This window comes from Salinimicrobium oceani, from assembly GCF_012037645.1.
On the sequence record NZ_JAAVJR010000001.1, the window covers coordinates 145,273 to 169,191 of the forward strand.

At 42.1% G+C, this 23,919-nt stretch carries 19 protein-coding genes and 1 other RNA gene; 13 read left to right on the forward strand and 7 right to left on the reverse strand.

Going from position 1 to position 23,919, the window contains the following annotated elements; genetic code table 11:
* Positions 1-61 precede the first annotated feature (61 nt).
* Positions 62-2,386: an ATP-dependent helicase gene (locus HC175_RS00615; RefSeq protein WP_168136585.1), complete on the reverse strand. Its 2,325-nt coding sequence runs from the start codon at positions 2,384-2,386 to the stop codon at positions 62-64.
* A 182-nt stretch (positions 2,387-2,568) separates the two neighbouring features.
* Between HC175_RS00615 and HC175_RS00620 the strand changes: the two genes are divergently transcribed.
* Positions 2,569-4,188: an FMN-binding glutamate synthase family protein gene (locus HC175_RS00620; protein ID WP_168136586.1), complete on the forward strand. Its 1,620-nt coding sequence runs from the start codon at positions 2,569-2,571 to the stop codon at positions 4,186-4,188.
* Between the two features lie 7 nt (positions 4,189-4,195).
* Positions 4,196-4,717 (forward strand): DUF7935 family protein, encoded by a 522-nt coding sequence (locus tag HC175_RS00625; protein WP_168136587.1) that lies wholly within the window; start codon positions 4,196-4,198, stop codon positions 4,715-4,717.
* A 129-nt stretch (positions 4,718-4,846) separates the two neighbouring features.
* Here the strand turns inward: HC175_RS00625 and HC175_RS00630 are convergent, their stop codons facing one another.
* Positions 4,847-6,865, reverse strand: a complete 2,019-nt coding sequence (locus HC175_RS00630) for a M1 family metallopeptidase (RefSeq protein ID WP_168136588.1) — start codon at positions 6,863-6,865, stop codon at positions 4,847-4,849.
* Between the two features lie 76 nt (positions 6,866-6,941).
* Here HC175_RS00630 and recG point away from each other — a divergent pair, with 76 nt between their 5' ends.
* The 4 genes from recG (at position 6,942) to pheT (ending at position 13,689) form a co-directional block, all read left to right on the forward strand.
* A complete protein-coding gene (recG, locus tag HC175_RS00635) occupies positions 6,942-9,047 on the forward strand; it encodes an ATP-dependent DNA helicase RecG (protein WP_168136589.1) in 2,106 nt (701 codons plus the stop codon).
* Positions 9,048-9,160: 113 nt separating this feature from the next.
* Positions 9,161-10,087, forward strand: coding sequence for a hypothetical protein (locus tag HC175_RS00640; protein ID WP_168136590.1), 927 nt, complete (start codon positions 9,161-9,163; stop codon positions 10,085-10,087).
* A 176-nt stretch (positions 10,088-10,263) separates the two neighbouring features.
* A complete protein-coding gene (locus HC175_RS00645; RefSeq protein WP_209309889.1) occupies positions 10,264-11,154 on the forward strand; it encodes a tetratricopeptide repeat protein in 891 nt (296 codons plus the stop codon).
* Between the two features lie 108 nt (positions 11,155-11,262).
* Positions 11,263-13,689, forward strand: coding sequence for a phenylalanine--tRNA ligase subunit beta (pheT, locus tag HC175_RS00650; RefSeq protein WP_168136592.1), 2,427 nt, complete (start codon positions 11,263-11,265; stop codon positions 13,687-13,689).
* Between the two features lie 71 nt (positions 13,690-13,760).
* Here pheT and HC175_RS00655 read toward each other — a convergent pair whose 3' ends face one another.
* Positions 13,761-14,348 (reverse strand): DUF4136 domain-containing protein, encoded by a 588-nt coding sequence (locus tag HC175_RS00655; protein ID WP_168136593.1) that lies wholly within the window; start codon positions 14,346-14,348, stop codon positions 13,761-13,763.
* 181 nt (positions 14,349-14,529) lie between these two features.
* Between HC175_RS00655 and HC175_RS00660 the strand changes: the two genes are divergently transcribed.
* The 3 genes from HC175_RS00660 to HC175_RS00670 all read left to right on the forward strand — a co-directional run bounded on the left by HC175_RS00660 (position 14,530) and on the right by HC175_RS00670 (position 15,771).
* A complete protein-coding gene (locus tag HC175_RS00660; protein ID WP_168136594.1) occupies positions 14,530-15,264 on the forward strand; it encodes a hypothetical protein in 735 nt (244 codons plus the stop codon).
* Positions 15,265-15,334: 70 nt separating this feature from the next.
* Positions 15,335-15,571, forward strand: a complete 237-nt coding sequence (locus tag HC175_RS00665) for a putative signal transducing protein (RefSeq protein WP_168136595.1) — start codon at positions 15,335-15,337, stop codon at positions 15,569-15,571.
* 5 nt (positions 15,572-15,576) lie between these two features.
* The gene (locus HC175_RS00670; protein ID WP_235942486.1) at positions 15,577-15,771 is read left to right on the forward strand and encodes a hypothetical protein; all 195 of its coding nucleotides are present in this window, start codon (positions 15,577-15,579) and stop codon (positions 15,769-15,771) included.
* Between the two features lie 55 nt (positions 15,772-15,826).
* On the opposite strand, the gene HC175_RS00675 is transcribed toward HC175_RS00670, so the two are convergent.
* Complete coding sequence (locus HC175_RS00675; RefSeq protein WP_168137106.1) at positions 15,827-17,455, reverse strand: ABC-F family ATP-binding cassette domain-containing protein; 1,629 nt, start codon at positions 17,453-17,455, stop codon at positions 15,827-15,829.
* A gap of 209 nt (positions 17,456-17,664) precedes the next feature.
* Here HC175_RS00675 and HC175_RS00680 point away from each other — a divergent pair, with 209 nt between their 5' ends.
* Entirely contained in the window at positions 17,665-19,056 is a 1,392-nt protein-coding gene (locus HC175_RS00680) for a TlpA family protein disulfide reductase (RefSeq protein WP_168136597.1), read from the forward strand.
* 54 nt (positions 19,057-19,110) lie between these two features.
* Here the strand turns inward: HC175_RS00680 and fsa are convergent, their stop codons facing one another.
* The 3 genes from fsa to ffs all read right to left on the reverse strand — a co-directional run bounded on the left by fsa (position 19,111) and on the right by ffs (position 20,775).
* Positions 19,111-19,764 (reverse strand): fructose-6-phosphate aldolase, encoded by a 654-nt coding sequence (fsa, locus tag HC175_RS00685; RefSeq protein WP_168136598.1) that lies wholly within the window; start codon positions 19,762-19,764, stop codon positions 19,111-19,113.
* 62 nt (positions 19,765-19,826) lie between these two features.
* Positions 19,827-20,639 (reverse strand): SDR family oxidoreductase, encoded by an 813-nt coding sequence (locus HC175_RS00690; protein ID WP_168136599.1) that lies wholly within the window; start codon positions 20,637-20,639, stop codon positions 19,827-19,829.
* Between the two features lie 37 nt (positions 20,640-20,676).
* An RNA gene (gene ffs, locus HC175_RS00695) (signal recognition particle sRNA small type) lies at positions 20,677-20,775 on the reverse strand.
* An 86-nt stretch (positions 20,776-20,861) separates the two neighbouring features.
* Between ffs and HC175_RS00700 the strand changes: the two genes are divergently transcribed.
* Genes HC175_RS00700 through HC175_RS00710 form a run of 3 tightly spaced genes read left to right on the forward strand, consistent with a single transcriptional unit; the run spans position 20,862 to position 23,863 of the window.
* Positions 20,862-21,917 carry a glutaminyl-peptide cyclotransferase gene (locus HC175_RS00700; RefSeq protein WP_168136600.1) on the forward strand — a complete coding sequence of 352 codons (1,056 nt, stop codon included), beginning with the start codon at positions 20,862-20,864 and terminating at the stop codon, positions 21,915-21,917.
* A complete protein-coding gene (locus HC175_RS00705) occupies positions 21,918-22,325 on the forward strand; it encodes an acyl-CoA thioesterase (protein WP_168136601.1) in 408 nt (135 codons plus the stop codon).
* Positions 22,322-23,863 carry a choice-of-anchor Q domain-containing protein gene (locus HC175_RS00710; RefSeq protein WP_168136602.1) on the forward strand — a complete coding sequence of 514 codons (1,542 nt, stop codon included), beginning with the start codon at positions 22,322-22,324 and terminating at the stop codon, positions 23,861-23,863. The genes HC175_RS00705 and HC175_RS00710 overlap by 4 nt, the downstream gene beginning before the upstream one ends.
* Positions 23,864-23,919: the final 56 nt, after the last annotated feature.

Genomic DNA, 23,919 nt, shown 5'->3' on the forward strand with positions numbered 1-23,919 from the left:
TTTTTCCTTAAAACTAAAAAAGAGGAAGTAGCCTAACACAAAGAATAACAAATACTTAACCTCAGGAAAGAACTTTTAACTTGGCGAACTTCAGCAGCAATTTCTTCAGCCCTCCATTTTCAAAATTGATCTCGGCTTTCTTATCCTGGCCCACTCCCTCTATGCTAAGAACTTTACCCTTTCCGAATCTCATGTGTTCCACCTCATCTCCAGTTTCCAGTTTAACTGCGGGCCCGGGCGGTACAGAGGTTGCAGCAGCGGTTGCAGGCCTCAGTTTTCTTAACTTTTGCAACTGCTCATCTGTTGGTTTATGAGAGGGCGGCGGCGTACCGTTTACCGGCTTGGATTGCCTGAACTTGCTTTTATCTACCTCTCCAAAAATGTCGGTATCGATAAGGGGTTTGTATTTGTAATCGTCCTGCGGAATCATGAAGTCAAGATATTTCTCTTCTATTTCCTCTATGAACCTACTGGGTTCGGCATCTACCAGTTTTCCCCAGCGATAACGAGACTGCGTATAGGTAAGAAATGCCTGCTTTTCGGCCCGGGTGAGGGCTACATAGAACAACCGCCTTTCTTCTTCGAGTTCAGAGCGGGTATTCATACTCATGGCAGATGGAAAAAGATCTTCCTCCATACCCACAATGTACACGTAAGGAAATTCCAGACCTTTTGCAAGGTGAATGGTCATTAGAGCAACGTGATCTTCATCTCCCGTTTCCTTATCCATATCTGTTGCTAAAGCAACATCTTCAAGGAATTCGGTTAGAGAACCTGTAGCATCGGCTAATTCCTTTTGTCCTTCTACAAAGTCTCTAATCCCGTTGAGCAATTCTTCGATATTCTCTATACGCGCAATACCCTCTGGGGTACCGTCTTTTTTAAGCTCCTGAAGAAGACCTGTTTTTTTGGCAACAGTTTCGGCTATTGTAAAAGCATCTGCCGTTTCGTTCATGATCTGGAAACTTTTGATCATGTTCGCAAAATTCTCCAGTTTGTTCTTCGTGCCTTTATTGATCTTTAGATCGATCTTATCCAGGTTCTCGATGATCTCAAAAATGGATCTTTTATAATGATTTGCGGCTATTGTTAATCGATCAATAGTAGTTTGTCCAATCCCACGGGCAGGGTAATTGATCACCCGTTTTAATGCCTCCTCATCCTTTGGATTGATCAGCAATCTTAGATATGAAAGAACATCTTTGATCTCCTTTCGCTGGTAAAAGGAAAGTCCGCCGTAGATTCGGTAAGGAATGTCTTTTTTCCTCAAGGCATCTTCCATCGCCCTACTCTGGGCGTTGGTGCGATAAAGAATGGCAAATTCCCCATTTTTCATCTGTTTTTCCATTTTATTTTCAAAAATGGAACTGGCAACGAATCGCCCCTCCTCCCCGTCTGTCAGCAATCGATTCACAACAATTTTAGGGCCTTCATCATTTGCGGTCCACACTACTTTGTCAAGACGGGTCTTATTTTTTTCAATAATGGAGTTTGCCGCCTCGACTATGTTTTTAGTAGACCGGTAATTCTGTTCCAGGCGATACATCTGTACATCATCGTAATCCTTCTGAAAGTTGAGGATATTGTTGATGTTCGCACCGCGGAAGGCGTAGATGCTCTGCGCATCATCTCCCACAACACATATATTCTGAAATTTATCTGACAGTGCCTTTACTATAAGGTACTGGGAATGGTTGGTATCCTGGTACTCATCAACCAAAATATACCTGAAGCGATTCTGATATTTCTGAAGTACATCTGGAAAGCGATTCAGGAGCTCATTGGTCTTTAGCAGCAGGTCATCAAAATCCATTGCCCCAGCTTTAAAACAGCGATCCACATATTCTTTATAGATCTCCCCCAGCCTCGGCTTTTTAGACATAGCATCAGCTTCCATAAGTTCAGGGTTCTGGAAGTAAGCCTTTACGGTGATGAGGCTGTTCTTATAAGATGAGATCCTGGAATAAACCTGCTTGTATTTATATACATCCTTATCAAGTCCCATCTCTTTAATGATCGCCGAGATTAGCCGTTGGGAATCCTGAGTATCATAGATAGTAAAGTTGGAAGGATAACCGAGCTTATCTGCTTCAAAGCGCAGCATTTTAGCAAAAATGGAGTGAAAGGTCCCCATCCACAAGTTCTTTGCCTCACTGTTCCCAACGATCCTGGCGATACGAGTTTTCATTTCTCGGGCTGCCTTGTTCGTAAAGGTGAGTGCCAGAATATTAAAAGCATCTACACCCTGGCTCATTAGGTAAGCGATCCTGTAGGTGAGCACGCGAGTCTTCCCCGACCCTGCACCGGCAATTACGATCATAGCTCCGTCCTTTTGCAGCACTGGAGCCCTCTGCGCGTCATTAAGTTCTGCTAAATAAGATTCCAATATAAAATTCCTTTTAAGGGGTGAAAATAACTAAAATGAGGCAAAAACTGAACGCAGGAGCCATATCTTTTTGCCTCAATTTGAAAAGGAGAAAGACTTAATTAATATTATTTTAAAGGGAATAATTTTGAAAGAGCAGCAGTATAAAGTAACTTCTGCTTTTGTACTCAAAAATTAAATTTATGGAGCCTGTTATGGAATTTTTCGCAGAAATGTCATGGTGGATGTGGTTGCTGGGGGTACTGCTTTTGATCGTTATCTATGATATCTTTATTAACAAGAAACATACGATCCTCCACAATTTTCCTCTAGTAGGGCACTTTAGATATATGCTGGAAAGCATTGGCCCCGAACTTCGGCAGTACATCGTTGCAGGAAACAGAGAAGAGTTGCCTTTTAACCGCATAGAACGTGGATGGGTCTATGCCTCTTCAAAGAATGAAAATAATTATGAAGGCTTTGGTACAGACCAGGATATTTATGAGGTGAACTATGTATTCATCAATAATGCGGTAATTCCCTTTACCATGCCCAAAGATCACATCAATCGTGAAGACCCGTATTTTCTGGCTTGTGCAAAGGTCATGGGTGAATTCCATAAAAGGAAACGCCCCTACAGGCCAGCCTCTGTGATCAATGTTTCTGCAATGAGTTTTGGGTCGCTCTCGGCCAGAGCGATCGAAGCTCTTAACATAGGCTGCAAAAAAGCTTACGCCTTCCATAACACTGGGGAGGGCGGACTTTCACCCTATCATAAAAAAGGAGCAGATGTCGTTTTTCAGATTGGAACCGGCTATTTTGGGGTTCGAAATCCAGATGGTTCCTTTTCAATGGAAAGGCTGGTAAAGCTCGTAGAGGAAAATCGGGAAATTAGAGCAATTGAGATCAAATTGTCACAAGGTGCAAAACCTGGAAAAGGCGGAGTACTTCCGGCATCAAAGATCACCAAAGAAATTTCTGAAATAAGACATGTGCCTATAGGTAAAGACGTGCTTTCCCCTCCTTCTCACAGCACCTTCAGTAATATGCAGGAGCTGGTGGATTTCATTGAAGAAATAGCAGAGCAAACAGGTTTACCTGTAGGTTTAAAAGCAGCCATTGGAAAGCTTGACGAGTGGGAGGAATTAGCTTCCATCATGGCAGAAACTAACAGAGGGCCCGACTTCCTGTCAATAGATGGTGGCGAAGGAGGAACAGGAGCTGCCCCTCCAAGTTTTGCAGATCATGTGGCTTTACCATGGACCTATGGATTTACAGATGTTTACAAAGTTTTCCAGGCAAGGGAACTTACCAACAGGATCGTGTTCATAGGAAGTGCCAAGCTGGGTTTCCCTGCAAAAGCAGCAATGGCTTTTGCCATGGGAGCAGATTGCATAAGTGTGGCCAGGGAAGCAATGCTAAGCATAGGCTGTATCCAGGCTCAATCCTGTCATACCAACACCTGCCCCACCGGGGTTGCCACTCAAAACCGATGGTTACAGGCTGGGATCAACGTTAAAAACAAATCGGAGAGGGTGAATTATTATTTTACAAATTTTAAAAAGGAACTGCTGGAGATCACCCACGCCTGTGGTTATGAACATCCATGCCAGTTCACAATGGATGATGTAGAGATCAATCTTGGAGATCGTTTCATTGCAAAAACTCTTGCCCAAACCTTCATGTACAACAAAACAAAAGTTCCTTTTGATTCTGTTGCTACTTTGGCAGGATGTCCTAACTTAGGGGGCTCATACAGAAAAGGAGAAGAAACCGATGTAAAAGAAGTGGAAACTGAAGATACCTCGGTCTCAGAACAATAATTAACATATGACAGAAGATTCTATTTGGCAGGTACTTTTCTATCTCTTACCTGCGGTAGTTGTAGGCGTTATTGCCTTTTATTTTTTCAATCTCCATATCCGCAATGAAGAAAGACGGCGGCGATTTCTGCTCCACAGGGAAACCCAGAAACAAGCTTTACCTGTAAGACTCCAGGCATATGAACGAATGGCGCTGTTCCTGGAACGCATTGCGCCTGGTAATCTCCTGGTACGGATAAAACCTGTTAAAAACAAAAAAGAGGATTATTCCAATCTCCTTATTAAAACCATTGAGCAGGAATATGAACACAATCTAGCGCAGCAGATCTATATTTCAGATGAATGCTGGAATGTGATCAAGGCTTCAAAAAATGCAACCATCAACAACATTAGAAAGACCGAAGCCAAAGATGAAATCGAAACAGCTGTAGATTTACGGCATCATATTTTGAATTCTCTCATCGACCAGCAACCTCCCAGTGAGACCGGGCTGGCCTACATCAAAAAGGAAGTAAAAACCCTCTGGTAACATAACTCTTTCGAAATTTCCTTTTGTTCATAAAGATTTCGAGAAAATACCCCTCAAAAATATCATTTTTAAGACCTTATTTTCAGCGCTGTTAGTGTGATAATTTAGTAAGCGCAATAGAGAGCCGCACTACGGAATATTGTTCAAGGTCTTTAATAAGCCGCGGGCAAATTCTCTGAAACGATAATTTGGATGCTGAGCAGCTTCCTCTAAGTGCTCTCTTACTTCATCATTAATAGCATCCAGCTGGTAAAGGTACCCAAAGGCTTTCTCCCTTACCTGGAATTTCTGATAAGGCGCTGTCAATTCTGAAAGCTGCTCGAAATAAACCTTTTTTGAGGCCGCAGGAACTTCAGCAGTTGCTAAAGAAAGTGTCAGCCATAAAGTTTCCACATTTTTATCTGGCAAACCTTTAATTCCTTCGAGCCGGTCGAGATATTCTTTCCTGTCCTGCGGAAAAGACATCCAAAGATGATATAGGGCCATTTCCATTGTAAGATAGGAGTCATCATTCAGCAAAGATTCATAGGCTGTCTTTAAGCTTAAGGGAACATTCTGCAAAGAAAAGGCAATAGCCTGGCGCGTATAAAGGTTGCCACTTGCGAAGGCTTTTTTATAAAGATCTGCAACTTCATTGGGATCTTCTAACGCTAATTGAAGTACAGCCTCCTGGCCCAGATAATCATTCACCGGAAATCGAAGCGCGCCCTGCAGTAAATTTCGCTTTTCACTAACAGGCAAAGGTTTGGCTGCTGCAAGTTCAAGATACTTCTGAATAAAAGGTGATCTTTTTAAAGACTCTAAAGCCTCTGTTCCCTGAAAAGCAACCTGCCGCAACCAATTCTTTTCAAAATCTGAAAGATCCAAGCCGCTGGCTGCCTCCATTTCGGCTAAGAAATTGATGGTTGTTGCTGAAGAAAATTCATACTTATTCAGGAAGTTCCTTATTCCCTCGTGGAAAGCCTCCTGCCCCACGAGCTCATTAAGAATGTGCAAAGCCCAGGCTCCTTTTTGGTAATAAGTTAGAGAACTGCCATTGCGCATAGCAACTGCCTCACCTTTTCCGGCATCACTGAGTTGCTTAAGTTCTTCGGCGGTTTTGAAAAGTTTCCGGTAGAAATAATCTTCTCCAAAGATCTCCTTTTCGGCAAGTAAGGCAAAGTAGGTAGCAAAACCTTCCTGAAGCCAGTGGTCATCATGAGTTGCAGCGGTGACTAAATTACCGAACCACTGGTGCGCAAGTTCGTGCGCATTGACATTGACGTAATTCTGATCATGGTAACCAATACTATCAATGAGATAAATATCTGAAAAGATCGTAGCCGCGGTGTTCTCCATTCCTGCATAAAGAAAATCCTGCACGGGAATTTGCTTGTAAACTTCCCACGGATAGGGAATGCCAGTCTCCTTCTCGAAAAAGTCAAGTAGAAATTCTGTAAATCTGTAAGTTGGCTCCACCCTGTTCTTCTTTCCGGTTGGATAATAAAGTTCGATGGGAATGTCATTTTTGGAAGATCTAACCACCTTCTCATAATCTCCGGCAGCCACGGCGACGAGGTAGCTGCTCATTGGGCTATTCATATCAAAGTCCCAACGAGCGAGAGAATCATTGATCTCCACCTGCTCCTTGAGAACACCATTGGCAATTACTGTCTTGTTATGTGGATATACAAAACTTAGATCAAATTCCAGTTTTTCTGTAGGGTCATCAAAACTTGGTAACCAGTGAGAAGTATATTTCCCCTGGCCCTGGGTCCACACCTGGTATTCCTGCTCCTGCTCCCCTTTCCTTACTTCCACGAAATACATAGCCTGGCTGGGTTTCGCTTTGTAATGGAACTGCAATTCCTGATTCTTTGCAGGATCGAAATGCTGTTTTATCCAGAATTTGCTGCCATTGGTTTGGTAATCGACCTTTCTTCCGTTAAGAAGTACTTCAGAAAATTCCATTTTACGAGCATCAATTCCGAGGGAATCTGTAGGGCTTACAACATCGAAAGAAAAACTAAGATCTCCTGAAACTGCCTTTTTTGAAGGCTCAATATTGACTACTGCTTTAAGGTGAGTAAAATCTATCGCCGATCTTTGCTGAGCCACTCCTCCCAAACTATAAAGTGCCAAAAATGATAAAAATACGAGGCCTTTCATTCTTCAAATATAAGCCTCCTGCACCAAAGATTTAAAAACTTACCTTCCTAAAAGGCTTTTTTTTATCTTCGTTTCCATGAATCCCAATCTGCTGCAAACTCCCATTGATTACCTCAAAGGCATTGGCCCCCAGAGAGCAGATATTCTTCGGAAGGAAATTGGAGTTCATACTTATGGAGACCTGCTCAACTTTTTTCCCAACCGTTACCTAGATAAAACCCGATTCTACAAGATCTCTCAGCTGGAGAAAAACTCCTCAGATGTTCAGGTAATAGGAAAAATTGTGCACCTGCGAACTGTCGAGCAAAAGAAAGGCAAACGGCTGGTGGCCGATTTTATTGATGACACCGGAAAAATGGAACTCGTTTGGTTTCGAGGGCAAAAGTGGATAAGAGAAAATCTTAAACTCAATACGCCTTACGTGATCTTTGGCAAAACCAGCTGGTTCAACGGACTCTTCAGTATGCCGCATCCCGAGATGGAACTTCTTGAAGATTATAAAAAGAACCTTCGAACGGCGATGCAACCGGTTTATCCATCGACCGAAAAATTAGGAAAAACAGGTATTACCAACCGCGTAATAAGCCGCTGTATACAACAGCTTTTTGTTGAAAGCGGAGGGAAATTCATAGATCCGCTGCCCGAGGAGCTAAGGCAGGAACTCCATTTGCTTCCCAAAGCCGAGGCCCTGTTCAATGCTCATTTTCCTAAGGACCAGGAGCTATTGGCAAAAGCTGAATTCAGGTTAAAATTTGAGGAGCTTTTTTACATCCAGCTGCAGCTGTTGATGAAGAATCTTATTAGAAAAAAGAAGATCAAAGGATTTCCCTTTGAGGAGGTTGGCACCTACTTCAGCGATTTCTACGAAAATCATCTTCCATTCGAGCTGACCAGTGCACAAAAGAGGGTAATAAAAGAAATACGGCAGGACCTGGGTAGCGGGGCACAAATGAACCGACTGCTGCAAGGAGACGTAGGATCTGGGAAGACTATTGTGGCACTCATGAGCGTTTTACTTGCGCTGGACAACGGATTCCAGGCTTGTATTATGGCTCCTACAGAAATTCTGGCAATTCAGCATTTCAACGGAATTTCGGAGTTAGTGGGCGAGCTGGGAATCAGCGTTCGGCTATTGACAGGTTCTACAAGAACTTCAGAAAGAAAAGAGATCCATGCGGCCCTGGAGAATGGAGAACTCAATCTCCTTATAGGTACTCATGCTCTTCTCGAGGAAAAAGTAAAATTTCAGAATTTAGGCTTGGCCATTATTGATGAGCAGCACAGATTTGGAGTTGCCCAACGTGCCCGCCTGTGGAAAAAGAATCATTTGCCACCACATGTGCTTGTGATGACGGCAACTCCTATTCCAAGAACCTTAGCCATGAGCTTATATGGAGATTTGGACGTTTCGGTGATCGATGAGCTACCTCCGGGTAGGAAGGAGATCAGAACGGTGCACAGGTACGACAGCAACAGGCTCAAGGTATTTCGCTTCATTAGAGATGAAATCAAAAAAGGCAGACAGGTGTATATTGTTTATCCGCTCATCCAGGAATCTGAGGCGCTCGATTATAAGGATCTTATGGATGGCTATGAGAGCATCGCCCGGGAATTTCCCACGCCTGAATTTCAGATTTCCATCGTTCACGGACAGATGAAACCGGCCGATAAGGATTATGAGATGGACAGGTTTGTGAAAGGAGAAACCCAGATCATGGTAGCTACTACAGTGATCGAAGTTGGCGTGAATGTGCCTAATGCCAGTGTAATGATCATTGAAAGTGCAGAGCGGTTTGGATTATCTCAATTGCACCAATTACGTGGCCGGGTGGGGCGAGGTGCCGAACAGAGCTATTGCATTCTTATGACGGGTCACAAACTTTCCAATGACAGCAAGACCCGCCTGGAGACCATGGTGCGTACTGCCGACGGCTTTGAGATAGCAGAGGTCGATCTAAAACTCCGTGGTCCGGGAGATCTTATGGGTACGCAGCAAAGCGGGATCCTGAATCTTAAGATAGCAGATATTGTCAAGGACAATGATACTCTCAAAACGGCCCGATATTATGCCCTACAACTGCTTAAGGAGGATCCCAATCTCGGGCTGGAAAAGAACAGGGTTGTGAAATTCACTTATTCTCAGCTGGTTAAGGAGAAAAACATCTGGAATTATATCAGTTAATTCCCACACGTCGATTTTTCTTACATTCTCATCGAATACCTGACGCCCAGTAATTTAGGGACGTGATTTTAGTTTAGATTCGTGATCAAATTAACCTAAACTACCAATCACTTATGAAAAAAATCTATTTACTATTTGTAGCTGCAGGTCTTGCAGCTTGTACCGCAGAGCCTGTAGAAAATTATGAACTAAATTCTTTAGATGCATCTGTGGCAGGGAAGAACAAAGTTGTTGCAACAGTTGTCTATGAAGGATTAGAAAATCCTGGATTTGCAACAACATCTTTTGACCTTATAAAATATCATTCCAATGATCCGACTAAAGATCAGATAAAAGGAAAGGTTTTTGTTTCCAATGACTGTAATAACATAATTTTTAAAGTAGAGGGAGAAGACGTTGGAGACATTAATTTAGGTATCTATACTGATGAAAACGATTTCCCGAAAATTAATGGTGCAAATTCAAATGTCGCACCAGAATTACCTATTACTGAAGATTCTTTTTCTAATGGCATCTACACTCTTCCTGTAGGTGATATAAAGGAAATATTTGTTTTTGTTAATGCCGGTGGACATTCCTGGGGTGGAGATCTACATTGGGGAAATGCTAATTATTTTTTATACGAGTTACAACTTGATACCTGTTCCACGCCTTGTACTTTTGGAAAAGGATATTGGAAGAACCATTCCAATGATAATCCTGGAGGACAAAATGACGTATGGCCTGTAATGAAGTTAACGTTAGGTGACCGGGATTATAACCGGGAAGAATTGAACAATATAATGGACGCGTCTAATAATGTAGGACATAGCTTAATCAATTTTTCTCAACATCTTATTGCAGCAAAATTAAATGTTGCAAACGGAGCAGGAAACGTGGACATAGAATATACAATTTCAGAAGCTGATTCACTCATTGGGAATATGGATATTTTATTAGGTGAGTTCACTCCCGAACAAAAACAATTAGCTAAAACTTTAAAAGAAATTCTTGTGAATTATAATGAATCATCGCCATGTGAGGATGATTCAGAAGCATAAAAAATAGATATAAAGAAGTAAAGATTAGGCCCCTGTACAGGGGCCTTTTTTATTTAAGGGTTTTCCCCCTATTTTCATTCAAAAGCTCCAGCCCTTTATATTTTATCTTAAAAAAGAGTAAATTTATTAGATAATAAGTTAAAAATAGGTTAGTTATGAGAAAGCATGGGGTGTTTATGAAATTTAGCTTTTTGTTGCTTATCATTTTCGCATTCGACGGATTTGCACAAGAAAAGACATCAACCTCTATACAGGAGGAAATTTACAAGGAGTATAAATCCAACGGGGTGGATCAGGCCATTTCAAAGTACCGGCAACACAAGAAGAATGCTGCACATGAACTTACACAGGCCGAACTTAATCTTGTAGCCTACAGAATTATGAATGAGGATAAAGACCTCGATGCCGCCGGAAAGATCTTCAAGCTTAACATGGAGGAGTATCCACAAGCAGCCAACCCTTATGATTCTTATGGAGATTATCTCGTGGAGAAAGGAAATGAAAAGGAAGCTAAAGAGTACTTCCAAAAATCGGCCGCCCTTTCCAAGAATTCACAGGATGAATGGGAGAAAAAGACGCTCTATCCCAACACGACAAGCAAACTGGCAAAGCTTGACAGGAAGCATAAACAAATGGACTTCCTGCTAGGTGACTGGAATATTGATGCAACCGCCTATCAGGACGGGAAAGAAACCATTAAGATGAAGATCAAGGATAAGATACAGTTCGATGAAGATACCAACTCAATTTTCATTCATCATTTTAATGAGCAAAATGAGCCAGATGGTATAAGGATCATCACCTATGATGCGCTTGACGATGAATTTGATGTAGCGTATTTCCATTCCGACAGGTTAAGAGGCATAGAGGTTTCCAGAATGAAAATGAAAACCATCGGGGATAATCAATTCGAATTCATGGATTCCTTTACCACTGGTGATGGAGAAGAAATGCAGTTAAAGCATGAAATCAAAAAAGTTTCTGACAGCAAAATGGATTGGGTGATCCTGGAGCAAAATGACAACAACGAATGGCAGCGAGTCTACGCTATGAACATGACTAAATAGCGCTGTTTTACTAGTAAAATTAAAGGAAGGAGCACATTTTCTCCTTCCTTTTTTTATTATGTCAAAATCATTCGTAATGCTATCTTTGCACCTGGAAAAAATTATTCAATGAAGATTTCATATAACTGGCTCAGACTATTTATCAAAGTTAACCGCACTCCTGAAGAAACAGGAGAATTACTTACCGATCTAGGGCTCGAAGTAGAAGGCATTCAGGAATTTCAAAGTGTAAAAGGCAGCCTCCGTGGTATTATCGTTGGAGAGGTACTCACCTGCGAGCAGCACCCAAATGCAGATCGTCTTAAGGTTACCACAGTTAACCTCGGAAATGGAGAACCTGTACAGATAGTTTGTGGAGCACCTAATGTTGCGGCAGGACAAAAAGTACCGGTCGCCACTGTGGGAACTACACTATATGATGACAAAGGTGAAGCCTGGGAGATCAAGAAAAGTAAGATTCGGGGAGAAAGCAGCCACGGAATGATCTGTGCTGAAGATGAACTTGGACTTGGGCAAAGCCATGATGGGATCATGATCCTTGACAGCAGTATTACTCCCGGCACCCCTGCAGCCGATCTTTTTGAAATTGAAGATGACCACGTTTTTGAAATCGGCTTAACCCCAAACCGCGCCGATGCCATGAGTCACTGGGGAGTTGCAAGAGATCTAAAAGCTGGCCTTCAACAACAGGGAGAAACACAGGAATTGATCACTCCCTCGGTAAGCAGCTTCCATATAGATAGCCGCAGCAAAAGAATTCCCGTAAAAATAAAGAATCCCGATCTGGTACCTCGCTACTGCGGAGTGACCATAACCGGAGTTGAAATAGCTGAATCCCCAAAATGGTTGCAAAACAGGCTAAAGGCAATAGGAATATCTCCCAAGAACAATGTTGTGGATATCACTAATTATGTGATGCACGAACTTGGGCAACCTCTTCACGCCTTTGATGCCGACCGAATTGCAGGAAATGAGATCATTGTTCAAACCCTTGCGGCCGGAACAAAATTCACCACGCTTGATGAGATAGAAAGAGAATTGCATGAAGAAGACCTTATGATCTGTGATGCAGAAAAACCCCTGGCCCTTGCTGGTGTCTTTGGAGGCATTGGAAGCGGAGTGACATTGGGTACTACAAACCTTTTTATTGAGAGTGCTTATTTCAATCCAGTAACCGTTAGAAAAACCGCCAAAAGACATGGCTTGAATACAGATGCTTCTTTTAGGTATGAAAGGGGAATTGATCCAAGTATAACAGAGTATGCACTAAAGCGGGCGGTTCTACTTATTCAGGAGATGGCTGGTGGTAGCGTGAGCAGTGATATTGACGATTACTATCCGAAGAAAGCAGAAGACTTCCCTGTTTTCCTCACTTTTGAAAAGATCAACACCTTGATTGGACAAAACCTTTCAAAGGAAACAATAAAATCTATCCTGGCATCCTTAGAGATAAGGGTGAATAATGTTACCGAAACAGGAATGGGTCTTACCATTCCTCCATACCGCGTAGATGTAAAGCGAGAGGCCGACGTTATTGAAGAGATCTTACGCGTCTATGGATATAACAATATTGAATTTGGAGAAAAGATCAATGCCTCCATTGCAAATTCTACCAGGTTCGAAGATTACAAGATCCAGAATCTTATCGCGAACCAATTGGTGGGACAAGGGTTCTTCGAAACCATGGCTAATTCTCTTACCAGTCCGGCACATTTTGGCTTGAGTGATAACCTGAAGGAAGAACAGGCTGTGAAAATGCTGAATCCACTTAGCCAGGATCTTTCGGTGCTTAGACAATCCTTGTTGTTTTCAGGTCTTGAAGCGGTAGCTTACAATCTTAACCGAAAGAGAGCCGACCTAAAATTCTTTGAATTTGGAAAGACTTACCACCAGTATGCTGGTGGGCGACAGGAAAATAAACATCTGGCTGTTTTCATTTCAGGAAATCGAAACAGAGAATCCTGGACTGGAGGCAATAAACCTGGTGACTTCTTCTACCTAAAGGGAATAGTGACCACAGTTCTGGAAAGACTTGGCATCAAAGAAGTAAAAAACTCACCTGTCAAAAATGACATTTTTTCTGAAGGAATTTCCTTTAATTCCGGTAAGACGCGATTGGTGGAATTTGGGGTGATCAAAAAGAAGATCCTTAAGAAATTTGACATTGAACAGGAAGTATTGTTTGCCGATTTTAACTGGGAGGCCCTTGTAGAGATCTCTAAAAGTCAACAGAACAAATTCAGGGAGATTTCGAAATTTCAGTCAGTGCGACGAGATTTTGCCTTGCTCCTGGACAACGGAGTGAAGTTTGAAGATATCTATGATCTTGCATTTCGAACCGAGAAGGATCTGCTTAAAGAGGTTAACCTGTTTGATGTTTACGAAGGTGCAAATCTTCCGGAGGGTAAAAAGAGCTACGCAGTTAGTTTTATCCTTCAGGATGAAAAGAAAACCCTCACTGATAAACAGATAGATAAAATAATGAAAAAGCTTCAGCAAAACCTGGAAAAACAGGTGGGCGCCGAGCTCAGATAAAAAAAAGAGGCTGTTCCAACGAACAGCCTCTTCTCTTTCATAGCAATTTCTTATTCCTGAAAGGTCTTTCCTTATTTAGGTAACCTCTCAAAAATGGCGTCTACATAAGACCTTAATTCGGTCTCTAGATTATTGCGCTCAATGACATCCTGGGCAGTTCCCCGCCAAACAATTTCGTTTGTTCGGCGGTCTATAAGGTCGATCACCAGAGTTCCCTCTTTATAAGGTATTTGCTCCACACTGGAACCAACGATTCGTGGTATGGTGAAGTAGTTGTTGTAAGCATAATTCCTGTAATAGGGCCCCACGTAGTACCCTGGCCTGTAATAGCTGTAATTGGTATAGACAGGATTCGCATTTACAGCCATCTCTTCATCCATCATAAGGTGGTAATAGACCAGAAGATCTGGTTGATTACGGTCCAGTCGGTAATTTTTCTCCTGCATGGAGGTACGAATCTCATCTATTACAACCTCGTTCACTCTGGCATTGTCATAATTTGATGTTTGTATAGTGTCTTGATTTGGCAGGAACGCATAGCTGGAATAACTGCTCATACTGCGCGCTACTTTTTTATTGGTATCTACCTTTGGCCCACAGCTGGTAACAAGAAGTCCTGCAAGAATACTAAGGCTCAAAAAGTGTTTAAAAGATCTCATTTTTGAAGGGTTTTAATGTTCTATTCTCAAGATAAGATATCCCCTGCATTTTGAATTTACTGAAAGAACATTTAAAATTACTTTAACCAAAGACTCTTAAATTTAACAATAGAAAAACTAAGAAACAGCTAAAATCAAATGTTTGTACTTGTTGCAGTTATTCTCTAAATTTAATAGCTAAATGAAATGGGAGATGCAGATAGAAAGAGTGAATCTTCAGAAAAAACTGGAGAAGCTTCAGAGAGGAGCCAGAAAGCAGGAAGAACTGCTCGAAGAAGTGCGTTTAATTCTTCAGGGAGAAAATATCTCCGCGAATGTTCTTCAGCGGATAACCGCAAGCGAAACTGATGAGGCTACAGAAAATATATTCCGATTTGACCTTTTAGAAACAGAAAGGATCTTCCACATCTCACAGATCCAGAAGTTATGCATACAATACCGGCTGCGGTTCTTAGGCACCCGGTATTTTAAAGGAGAGATCCCTCCAGAAGCCCTCACAGCAGTGCGCAGACTTGAAGCGCAGCATGAGACAGAGATGGCTGGCTTTAAGATAATGGCACCAGCGGCATATTTTAGATTGGAAAATGCCGACGATCCTATGCTCTTTGCGCCTATAGGAAATGGTTATTATTATCTCCTCCATAAATGGGGCACAGATATGCATCCATTGCGGAAATTGATGGTATGGCCGCTAAGAAACCTGGAAAATATCATCATTTTTAGCTTTTTTGCGAGTTTCTTTCTCACCTTTGGAGTAAGGGAAATATTTTTTCAAAGATTTCAGGAGACCTCTCAATTCATAGTTTTATTTATGTACACCTTCAAATCTTTTGTGGCGCTCACCTTTTTCTACGGAATTAGCCTCGGAAAAAATTTTAGCTCAGGAAACTGGAACAGCAAATTCTACAACGCCTGAAATGTTAAACTGAAATTAAATGAGACACAAAAAGGTTTATCTTAAGTAATTTTAGAACAAATACAGCAAAATGAACGAGGAAGAAGAATATAAAAGAGTTTATACAGGAAGTGAGGTCAATGTGCAGCACTTACAGAATCTTTTGAACGAAAAAGGTATTCCTAACAGGGTGCGCAATGACTTTGATTCCGGCTTAAGAGCAGGTTTTGGAGGCGGCTTACCGGGACAGGTATTGTTGTTTGCTAAGACTTCTCATTTTGAGGAAGCGCTGAAAATTGCCAGAGAAACTTTTCCTGAAGAGAATTAATGAAAATGAGTGCTGCCCCTAGAAGGAACTACTTCAATCTATTTTTAGGCATTGCTTTTTTAGGCTATGGTGGGTACAGGCTCTTTAGTTTTTTCAATGGCGCCCCCTACACTACTTTCAGGATCATTATCGCCCTGGGATTCATTATTCTTGGTGCTTTTGACCTTTACAAGTTTTATAAGAACAAACCTCCAATATAAAAGGGTTTCAAAAATGCCATTTTTGAAACCCTTTCTTCAATCTGTTCCTTAGTATCTAAGAACGGTCGTACATCTTCTCTCGCTGCTCCTTTATCTTCTTGTCACTCATATACTCATCAAAAGTGAGATACCTGTCTATCGCTCCGTTTGGAGTTAATTCTATCACTCTGTTTGCCACAGTCTGCGCAAATTCATGGTCATGGGTAGTAAATAATACCGTGCCTTTAAAATTCTTCAGGGAATTATTAAAGGCAGTAATAGACTCGAGATCGAGGTGGTTGGTAGGTTCATCGAGCATCAGCACATTTGCCCGCATCATCATCATACGACTCAGCATGCAGCGCACCTTTTCTCCTCCAGAAAGAACACGAGAAGTCTTTAAGGCTTCCTCCCCGCTAAAGATCATTTTCCCAAGGAAACCACGTATATAAACCTCTTCCCTCTCTTCTTCAGTTTTAGCCCATTGACGCAACCAGTCAACCAGTGTAAGATCATTATCAAAATATTCAGAATTGTCCAGTGGCAGGTAAGACTGGTTGGTGGTAACGCCCCAGTTGAATTTACCTGCAAGCGGCTTTTGCTTTTCATTTAAGATCTCATAGAAAGCAGTTGTGGCCCTGGAATCTTTAGAATAAATCACAACCTTGTCACCCTTTGCAAGGTTGATGTCTACATCTTTGAAAAGCGTTTCTCCTTCGATCGAAGCTGCAAGCCCTTCCACATTCAGGATCTGATCTCCAGCTTCTCTTTCTCTCTCAAAGATAATGGCAGGGTACCTGCGGCTGGAAGGCTTGATGTCATCAATGTTCAATTTGGCGATCATCTTCTTACGGGAAGTCGCCTGTTTCGATTTAGCCACGTTAGCACTAAAACGACGAATGAATTCTTCCAGTTCCTTTTTCTTTTCTTCAGCTTTCTTGTTTTGCTGTGAACGCTGACGGGCGGCTAATTGCGAAGACTCATACCAAAAAGTATAGTTCCCGCTGTAGTGATTGATCTTTCCAAAATCAATATCTGATATATGCGTACAAACCGCATCCAGGAAGTGACGGTCGTGAGAAACCACGATCACTGTATTGTCGTAATTGGCAAGGAAGTTTTCAAGCCAGTTAATGGTTTCATAATCCAGGTCGTTGGTTGGCTCATCCATGATCAAAACATCAGGATTCCCAAATAACGCCTGTGCAAGCAGCACCCGCACTTTTAGCTTGTTATCAAGATCGGCCATCAGGGTGTAATGATTTTCCTCCTTGATCCCTAAGCTCGAAAGCAAAGCCGCAGCCTCACTATCGGCGTTCCAGCCATTCATTTCTTCAAACTCTACCTGTAGTACTCCTACGCGCTCGCCATCGGCATCATTGAAATCTTCTTTGGCGTAGATCTCATCCATTTCTTTTTTGATCTTGTAAAGCGGCTTGTTTCCCATGATCACAGTTTCCAGAACAGGATGCTCATTATAGAGGTTGTGATTTTGCTCCAGAACCGACATTCTTTTTCCGGGCTCAAGATGTACGTGCCCCGAAGTAGGTTCCGATTGACCGCTTAGGATCTTTAAAAAGGTTGATTTTCCGGCGCCATTGGCGCCAATTACTCCATAACAGTTACCCTGGGTAAAGGTGGTATTTACTTCATCGAATAATATTCTTTTCCCGAACTGTACAGAAAGATTTGAAACTGATAACATATAGTCTACTCTAAATTTTTGCAAAAGTAGCTAATTAAGCTCATTACATAAAAGATTAACTTTTATAATTCCCTATTTAACGATGAGTTAACATTGTTGTGAGCCCGTCAAATCTACATTTGTTTCCCCATAAATTTTGGCCCTCCAGACCTTTGAACAGATTAGGATTAAATAGACTGTCCCGTGCCACGTCAGCACTGCTTTTGCTGTTGCTGATAGTTTTGTTTCAGGGCTGTGGTCACACCTCAGATAACCTTCAGAAGTCGACTTATATTGGAGGCGAAATTATTAATCCCACTACAGATCATGTTTTAATAAGGCGCCGGGGAAAACTGCTTGACACTGTTTTTCTCGACGAGGACAATAGATTCAGCTATAAGATCGATAGTGCCGAGCATGGACTCTATCTCATTCAGCATAAACCCGAAACGCAGAATCTCTACGTTGCCCCGGGAGACAGCCTGCTGTTGAGGGTCAATACCCTTGCCTTTGACGAGTCCATCCACTTCAGCGGAAAAGGCAATGCCGAAAACAATTTCATGTCTGAAATGTTTCTCCTGGACGAGGCTAATTCTAAGTTACTATTGTCCTTTGACGATTATCCTCCCGCCGAATTTCAAAAAATAGCAGATTCCATACACCAGGAAAGATTAAATGAACTGCAGAAAATCGCAAAAAAGAAAAAATTTTCCAATGATTTCGTTGCCCTGGCAAAAGATGTGATCAAATATGAAAATTTCGATCTTAAAGAGCGATATACCTATCTCGTTACAAAGTACTTTAAGGAATATGCGAAGCAGTTCCCAGAGAACTTTCACGATTACCGGAAAACTGCCGATTTTAATTCTGAAGCCTTGCAATGCAGCCCTGGTTATAAAAGGTTCCTGGAAAATTACCTTATTAATTATTCCCTTTCATGGTGCGCCACCAGCGGACTAGACTCTGCCGATTGTTCAAGCCTTACTGATGTGGAAAACGTCATGGCAAGGATAAGAAAGGCTGGGGAATTGGTTCAACTTTCTTCCCTTCGTCAATCCCTGCTCAAAAAGATCGCGGTGAGAGGTGTTGTCATGGCCGAAAGCAGAGATCATATCATTGCGATCATCAATGAGCTGCGAAATCAAAAATTACCAGAAGAAGACATTGACGAAATGCGGCAGCTGGGCACCATTCAACTTGCCTATCTTCCGGGCACTTCTGTAGCAAATGTGAGGCTCCTAAATCTGGAAGGAGAGTTTGTAAAGATCAACGATGTGCTGGAAAAACCAACAGTCATTTTTCTGTGGTCTGTTTACAAAACCGGCCATCTGGAAGAACATAAGCTTATCAACCAGTTTAGAAAGAAATATCCTGATGTTGACTTCATAGGTATTAATCTCGATATCAAGGAAGAACCAGCCTGGAGAGTTGCGGTACGAAACAATAATTATAATACCAATTTCGAATATCAACTGGCTCCTACCCGCATCAATAAAAAATTCTTCGAATATTACCTGGACAAAATGTTATTCCTCGATCCTTCAGGGGAAGTTGTAAACGGTGATACTTACCTCACCTCACCCAGGTTCGAAACCACCATCCTAGAACTACTTAATCAATAAAAAAGCCTTTCTTCCGCAGAAAAAAGGCTTCAAAAATGTCATTTTTGGAACTTATTAATTCCCCTTCTTATGATCGGCAAGGAACTTCTCGAGTCCTATATCAGTCAATGGATGGTTCAAGAGTCCGGTAATTGATGACAATGGTCCGGTCATAACATCTGCTCCAATTTTGGCACAATCGATCACATGCATGGTATGTCTTACAGATGCAGCGAGGATCTGAGTTTGAAAATTATAGTTATCGTAGATCTGACGAATTTCCATGATCAGGTTAAGACCATCTGTCGAAATATCATCAAGTCTTCCAATAAATGGAGAGACATAAGTTGCTCCCGCCTTTGCAGCCAGTAAAGCCTGCCCGGCAGAAAAAACCAGGGTACAATTTGTTTTGATCCCTTTGTCACTAAAGTATTTGATCGCTTTGATACCCTCTTTGATCATAGGTACTTTTACGATGATCTGCTCATGAAGCGCAGCAAGTTCCTCGCCTTCCTTTATGATCTCATCAAATGTAGTTGCAATTACTTCGGCGCTTACATCTCCTGTAGTGATCTCACAGATCTTTTTGTAATGTTCAAGAATGTTTTCCTTACCTGTAACTCCCTCTTTCGCCATAAGAGAAGGATTGGTGGTTACCCCATCAAGCACTCCAAGATCTTGTGCTTCCCTAATCTGGTCAAGATTTGCGGTATCAATAAAAAATTTCATAGTGTGTTGTTATAAATAATTAAAGCATATCGAAAAATCCCATTTTTCGAACTTCTGCAAAACTACAATTTATAATGCTTTAAGAGTAACCTCTCATACATTTTGTCGGGAAGTATCCTTTTGAGGGCAATGGAAAATTTTTGGAGTGGCTCGCCAACCTTGTAATGAGCTTTGGGTTCCTTTGTATGAATCACCTTTAAAATAGCTTTTGCCATAAGTAATGGATCTTTACCCGCATCAACATGCTCATTCATGATCTTAAGGGTATTACCATAAGGCTTTTCATAGGGCGAGTCTTTAACAACGGGCGCGTGATACCTTCCCGCAGCGATGTTTGTTGCAAAATCTCCCGGGGCAATATTGGTCATGTGAATATTGAAATCCTTTAATTCCATTCTAAAGGCTTCAGTTGTAAGCTCCAATGCGCCTTTTGAGGCCGAATAGATGCCGCGGTATGGAAGGCCCATATAACCCGCAATAGATGTGATATTGATAATAAGGCCTCCGTTGTTCATACGCATTTGAGGAAGCACAGCTTTAATTACATTGATAGGACCAAAATAATTAGTGTCAAATGCTTTTTTGATCTCCTCATCAGGAGTTTCTTCAATGGGACCGGTAATTCCAACACCGGCGTTATTGACCAGCACATCAATCTTTCCTGCGGCAGTAATAACTTCGGAAATAGCCGATTTGATTGTCTCTGGTTTCGTAACATCTAGAGCGATAAGCGGAAATGAAGTAACCTGCTGAGATGGATTTCTACTGGTTCCAAAAACGGTAAAATTCTTTGATAGAAGGAATTCGGCTATTGCTTTCCCAATTCCTGAAGAGGCGCCGGTAATAAGAACGACTTTTGAGGTTGTTTCTGTCATGCTGCAAAGATGCAAAAATCTGACATATGGAAACAAAAAATGGCAAGCTACCCACATCACACCGCTACGACCGCTTACCCTTGCTGCGTTCCCGCCCTGGGGGATTCAGCAGGAGCTGGTTGTGTGGGACTTGCCGGGGCAAATATACAACCTTTCATACTTTTTGCAAGTATTTTCTAAGCTGAATTAGTTATTTTAGCTCTGAAAAAATTACTACGAAGAATGAAGATTTATAACCTCTTCTTACTGTTTGGCTTAGGCCTAATTTTCTTTTCCTGCGGAAATGATCCTGAAGATGCTGATACCGAATTTGTACTCGAAATTCATGAAAATAAAAAGGAATTCAAGCTCGGGGAACAGCTGCAGGCACAGGTAAAAGGTAAAAAGGATTCGGTAATTTACTACCTGGGATCACAGCGCTTGAAAAAAACTGTAGGTGCAGAAAGCCTCAATTATACTTTTGACAAGGAGAAATTGGGTACATGGGATCTTACGGCTCATATTTATAATGATGGAAGTTTTACCGAAAGACAAACCGAGATCAGTCTTTTTAATGCGACTGCCCCTGTCACCTACACCTATGAGATCATTAATAAATTTCCTCATGCAACAGATGCTTATACGCAGGGCCTGGAGTTTTACAACAATGAACTCTACGAAAGCACGGGGCATTACGGCAGTTCATCCCTGAGAAAGGTTGACCTGCAAACAGGGGAAGTACTCCAAAAGATCGATATTCCCGCTAATTTTTTTGCAGAGGGCATCACCATTCTTAATGGAAAGCTCTATCAGCTCACCTGGAAAGAAGACAAGGGCTTCATATATGACATAGCAAGCTTCGAAAAGACCGGAGAATTTAGTTATGGGGAAAGTGAAGAAGGCTGGGGCCTTACCAATGACGGCAGTACAATTTATAAAAGCGACGGCACCGAAAAAATATGGTTCCTCGATCCTCAAACACTTTCTGAAGAAGGTTATATTCAGACGGTCACAGATCGTACAGTGGCCACGCAACTTAATGAACTGGAATGGGTGGAAGGAAAAATCTACGCCAATACGTATCAAAAGGATGGCGTTGCAATCATAAATCCGGAAAATGGCGCTATTGAAGGCGTGATCAATTTCTCCGGATTACGGGATGAACTTGGCAATACCGAAGATCTTGATCCTCTTAACGACGTACTTAATGGAATAGCTTATAACAAGCAGACCAAAAAGCTTTACGTAACCGGAAAAGACTGGGACACCTTGTTTGAAGTAGTCATAAAGGAAAATTAAATGGTAGTACCGGCAGAAACATATACGCACGAACTAAAGGTGACTCCCAGTGATCTTGATGATCTAAATCACGTTAATAACGTGCGCTATGTGCAATGGATTCAGGATATTGCTAAAGACCACTGGGAAGTAAGGGCAACAGGTGAGCTCAAGAAGAATTTTATCTGGGTCGTTATTCGACACGAGATCGACTACAAGAAACAAGCTTTTCTGGGCGATGATATCCTGGTTGAAACTTATGTGGGAGAAACCACCTTTGTGACCTCCGAACGATTTGTAAATATCAGGAATGCCGAATCTGGCGAGATCCTCGTGGCGGCCAAGTCCATGTGGTGCCTGCTGGATGCCAGTTCCAAACGCCCTACCAGGATAACCGAAGAACTTCGGACAGTATTTCACAAAAGATGAGATGCGTCTCCGCTTTTCTTTTGATGTTCCTCCTGGTGCTCTGGAGTTCCTGCAGGAGTGACTTTGAATCGGAAGAGTTCAGCGGAAAGCTCAAATTTTCCCGGGACACGGTTTTCCTCGACACTGTTTTTTCCAATCTAAGCACTTCCACCTATGCGCTGAAGGTTTATAATCTTTCCAATGAAGATATCCACATCCCAGAGCTTGGATTAAAAAATGGCGAAAATTCCATGTATCGCCTCAATGTGGATGGAATTCCCGGAAAGATCTTTGAGAACATTGAGATCCTGGCGCGCGACAGCATTTATATTTTTATCGAAACTACTGTAAGCGCTGCTACTTTTGAAGCGGAGGAGTTTTTATATCTCGACCTGTTGCAATTCAGATCTAAAAATCATGTGCAGGAGGTACCGCTGGTGACCCTCGTGAAAGATGCGATCTTCCTGTTTCCTGCCAAAGATGCGCAGGGTTTTTCAGAAACGATCTCCATTGGCGAGAATGCAGAGGGAAAGCCACAGGAAGTCACAGGATTCTACCTGCCCGAACAACGCCTGAAGTTCACGGCAAACAAAGCCTACGTGATCTATGGCTATGCTGCTGTACCCAAAGATGAGACCCTGGTGGTGGAGGCCGGAGCTCGGATACATTTTCATGAAAATAGTGGCATATTAGTACCCGAGGGTGCTTCCATTCAGGTAAAGGGAGAATTAAGCATGAACCCTGCTGAAATGGAAAAGGAGGTGATTTTTGAAGGAGACAGGTTACAAGGTGCATTTGCAGAGCTTCCCGGGCAGTGGGGCGCCATATGGTTGAGACCAGGCAGCAAAAACAACCTGTTTCAAAACACCACGATCAAAAATGCCAGCGTCGGAATTCTGGTGGAAGGAAATACAAATTCTCTTATTCCGCTGCAGCTCCATAATGTGCAGATCTATAATTCGGCCATTTCTGGAATACTTGCAGAAAATGCTGATATCTCTGGAAAAAACCTGGTGATCAACCGCAGCGGCCGTGCTTCACTTCATCTTACTGGCGGAAAACACAGTTTCATTCATGCTACAATAGTTAATTACTGGCAGCAGAACTTCAGGGATTATCCAGCATTATTCCTGGAGAATAATACAACAGAAAAAGCCGCACCTCTCGAAGCAGCCTTTTATAACTCGATCATTTTTGGAAATGAAAAAAAGGAATTAGGATTTAATATTGACGAGGAAGTAGAATACGATCTTAGATTCAGTCATAGCCTTATAAAATTCAATTCTTCCGGAGAAAATGCAGCCTGGTTTGACTTCAGCAATGAAAATATCTATTCTGGCATTCTCATCAACCAGGAGCCGCTTTTTATAAATGCTTCAGAAAATGATCTGCGCCTCAAGGAGCTTTCAGCGGCGATTGACCGTGGCGCTCCAGAATTTGGTGCACAGGTACCTCTCGATATTTCCGGAAACGATCGCACCTCCGCTCCCGATCTTGGAGCGTATGAATTCAAAGAGGATGCAGGAATAAAAAAAGCTGCCAGAAAATCCCTTTTTTGAGACCTCATGGCAGCTCTTCTTTATGTTGAGGACCGGGTTACAAAACCCGGCCCGGC

Excerpts from the sequence above, each read along its gene's own strand:
- HC175_RS00640 (WP_168136590.1), top strand. The coding sequence starts at position 9,161 with ATGAAAAAAATCTATTTACTATTTGTAGCTGCAGGTCTTGCAGCTTGT.
- HC175_RS00620 (WP_168136586.1), top strand. The coding sequence starts at position 2,569 with ATGGAGCCTGTTATGGAATTTTTCGCAGAAATGTCATGGTGGATGTGG.
- fsa (WP_168136598.1), bottom strand. The coding sequence starts at position 19,764 with ATGAAATTTTTTATTGATACCGCAAATCTTGACCAGATTAGGGAAGCA.
- pheT (WP_168136592.1), top strand. The coding sequence starts at position 11,263 with ATGAAGATTTCATATAACTGGCTCAGACTATTTATCAAAGTTAACCGC.
- HC175_RS00670 (WP_235942486.1), top strand. The coding sequence starts at position 15,577 with ATGAGTGCTGCCCCTAGAAGGAACTACTTCAATCTATTTTTAGGCATT.
- HC175_RS00645 (WP_209309889.1), top strand. The coding sequence starts at position 10,264 with ATGAAATTTAGCTTTTTGTTGCTTATCATTTTCGCATTCGACGGATTT.
- HC175_RS00690 (WP_168136599.1), bottom strand. The coding sequence starts at position 20,639 with ATGACAGAAACAACCTCAAAAGTCGTTCTTATTACCGGCGCCTCTTCA.
- recG (WP_168136589.1), top strand. The coding sequence starts at position 6,942 with ATGAATCCCAATCTGCTGCAAACTCCCATTGATTACCTCAAAGGCATT.
- HC175_RS00655 (WP_168136593.1), bottom strand. The coding sequence starts at position 14,348 with ATGAGATCTTTTAAACACTTTTTGAGCCTTAGTATTCTTGCAGGACTT.
- HC175_RS00710 (WP_168136602.1), top strand. The coding sequence starts at position 22,322 with ATGAGATGCGTCTCCGCTTTTCTTTTGATGTTCCTCCTGGTGCTCTGG.
- HC175_RS00660 (WP_168136594.1), top strand. The coding sequence starts at position 14,530 with ATGAAATGGGAGATGCAGATAGAAAGAGTGAATCTTCAGAAAAAACTG.
- HC175_RS00625 (WP_168136587.1), top strand. The coding sequence starts at position 4,196 with ATGACAGAAGATTCTATTTGGCAGGTACTTTTCTATCTCTTACCTGCG.
- HC175_RS00630 (WP_168136588.1), bottom strand. The coding sequence starts at position 6,865 with ATGAAAGGCCTCGTATTTTTATCATTTTTGGCACTTTATAGTTTGGGA.
- HC175_RS00675 (WP_168137106.1), bottom strand. The coding sequence starts at position 17,455 with ATGTTATCAGTTTCAAATCTTTCTGTACAGTTCGGGAAAAGAATATTA.
- HC175_RS00665 (WP_168136595.1), top strand. The coding sequence starts at position 15,335 with ATGAACGAGGAAGAAGAATATAAAAGAGTTTATACAGGAAGTGAGGTC.
- HC175_RS00705 (WP_168136601.1), top strand. The coding sequence starts at position 21,918 with ATGGTAGTACCGGCAGAAACATATACGCACGAACTAAAGGTGACTCCC.
- HC175_RS00700 (WP_168136600.1), top strand. The coding sequence starts at position 20,862 with ATGAAGATTTATAACCTCTTCTTACTGTTTGGCTTAGGCCTAATTTTC.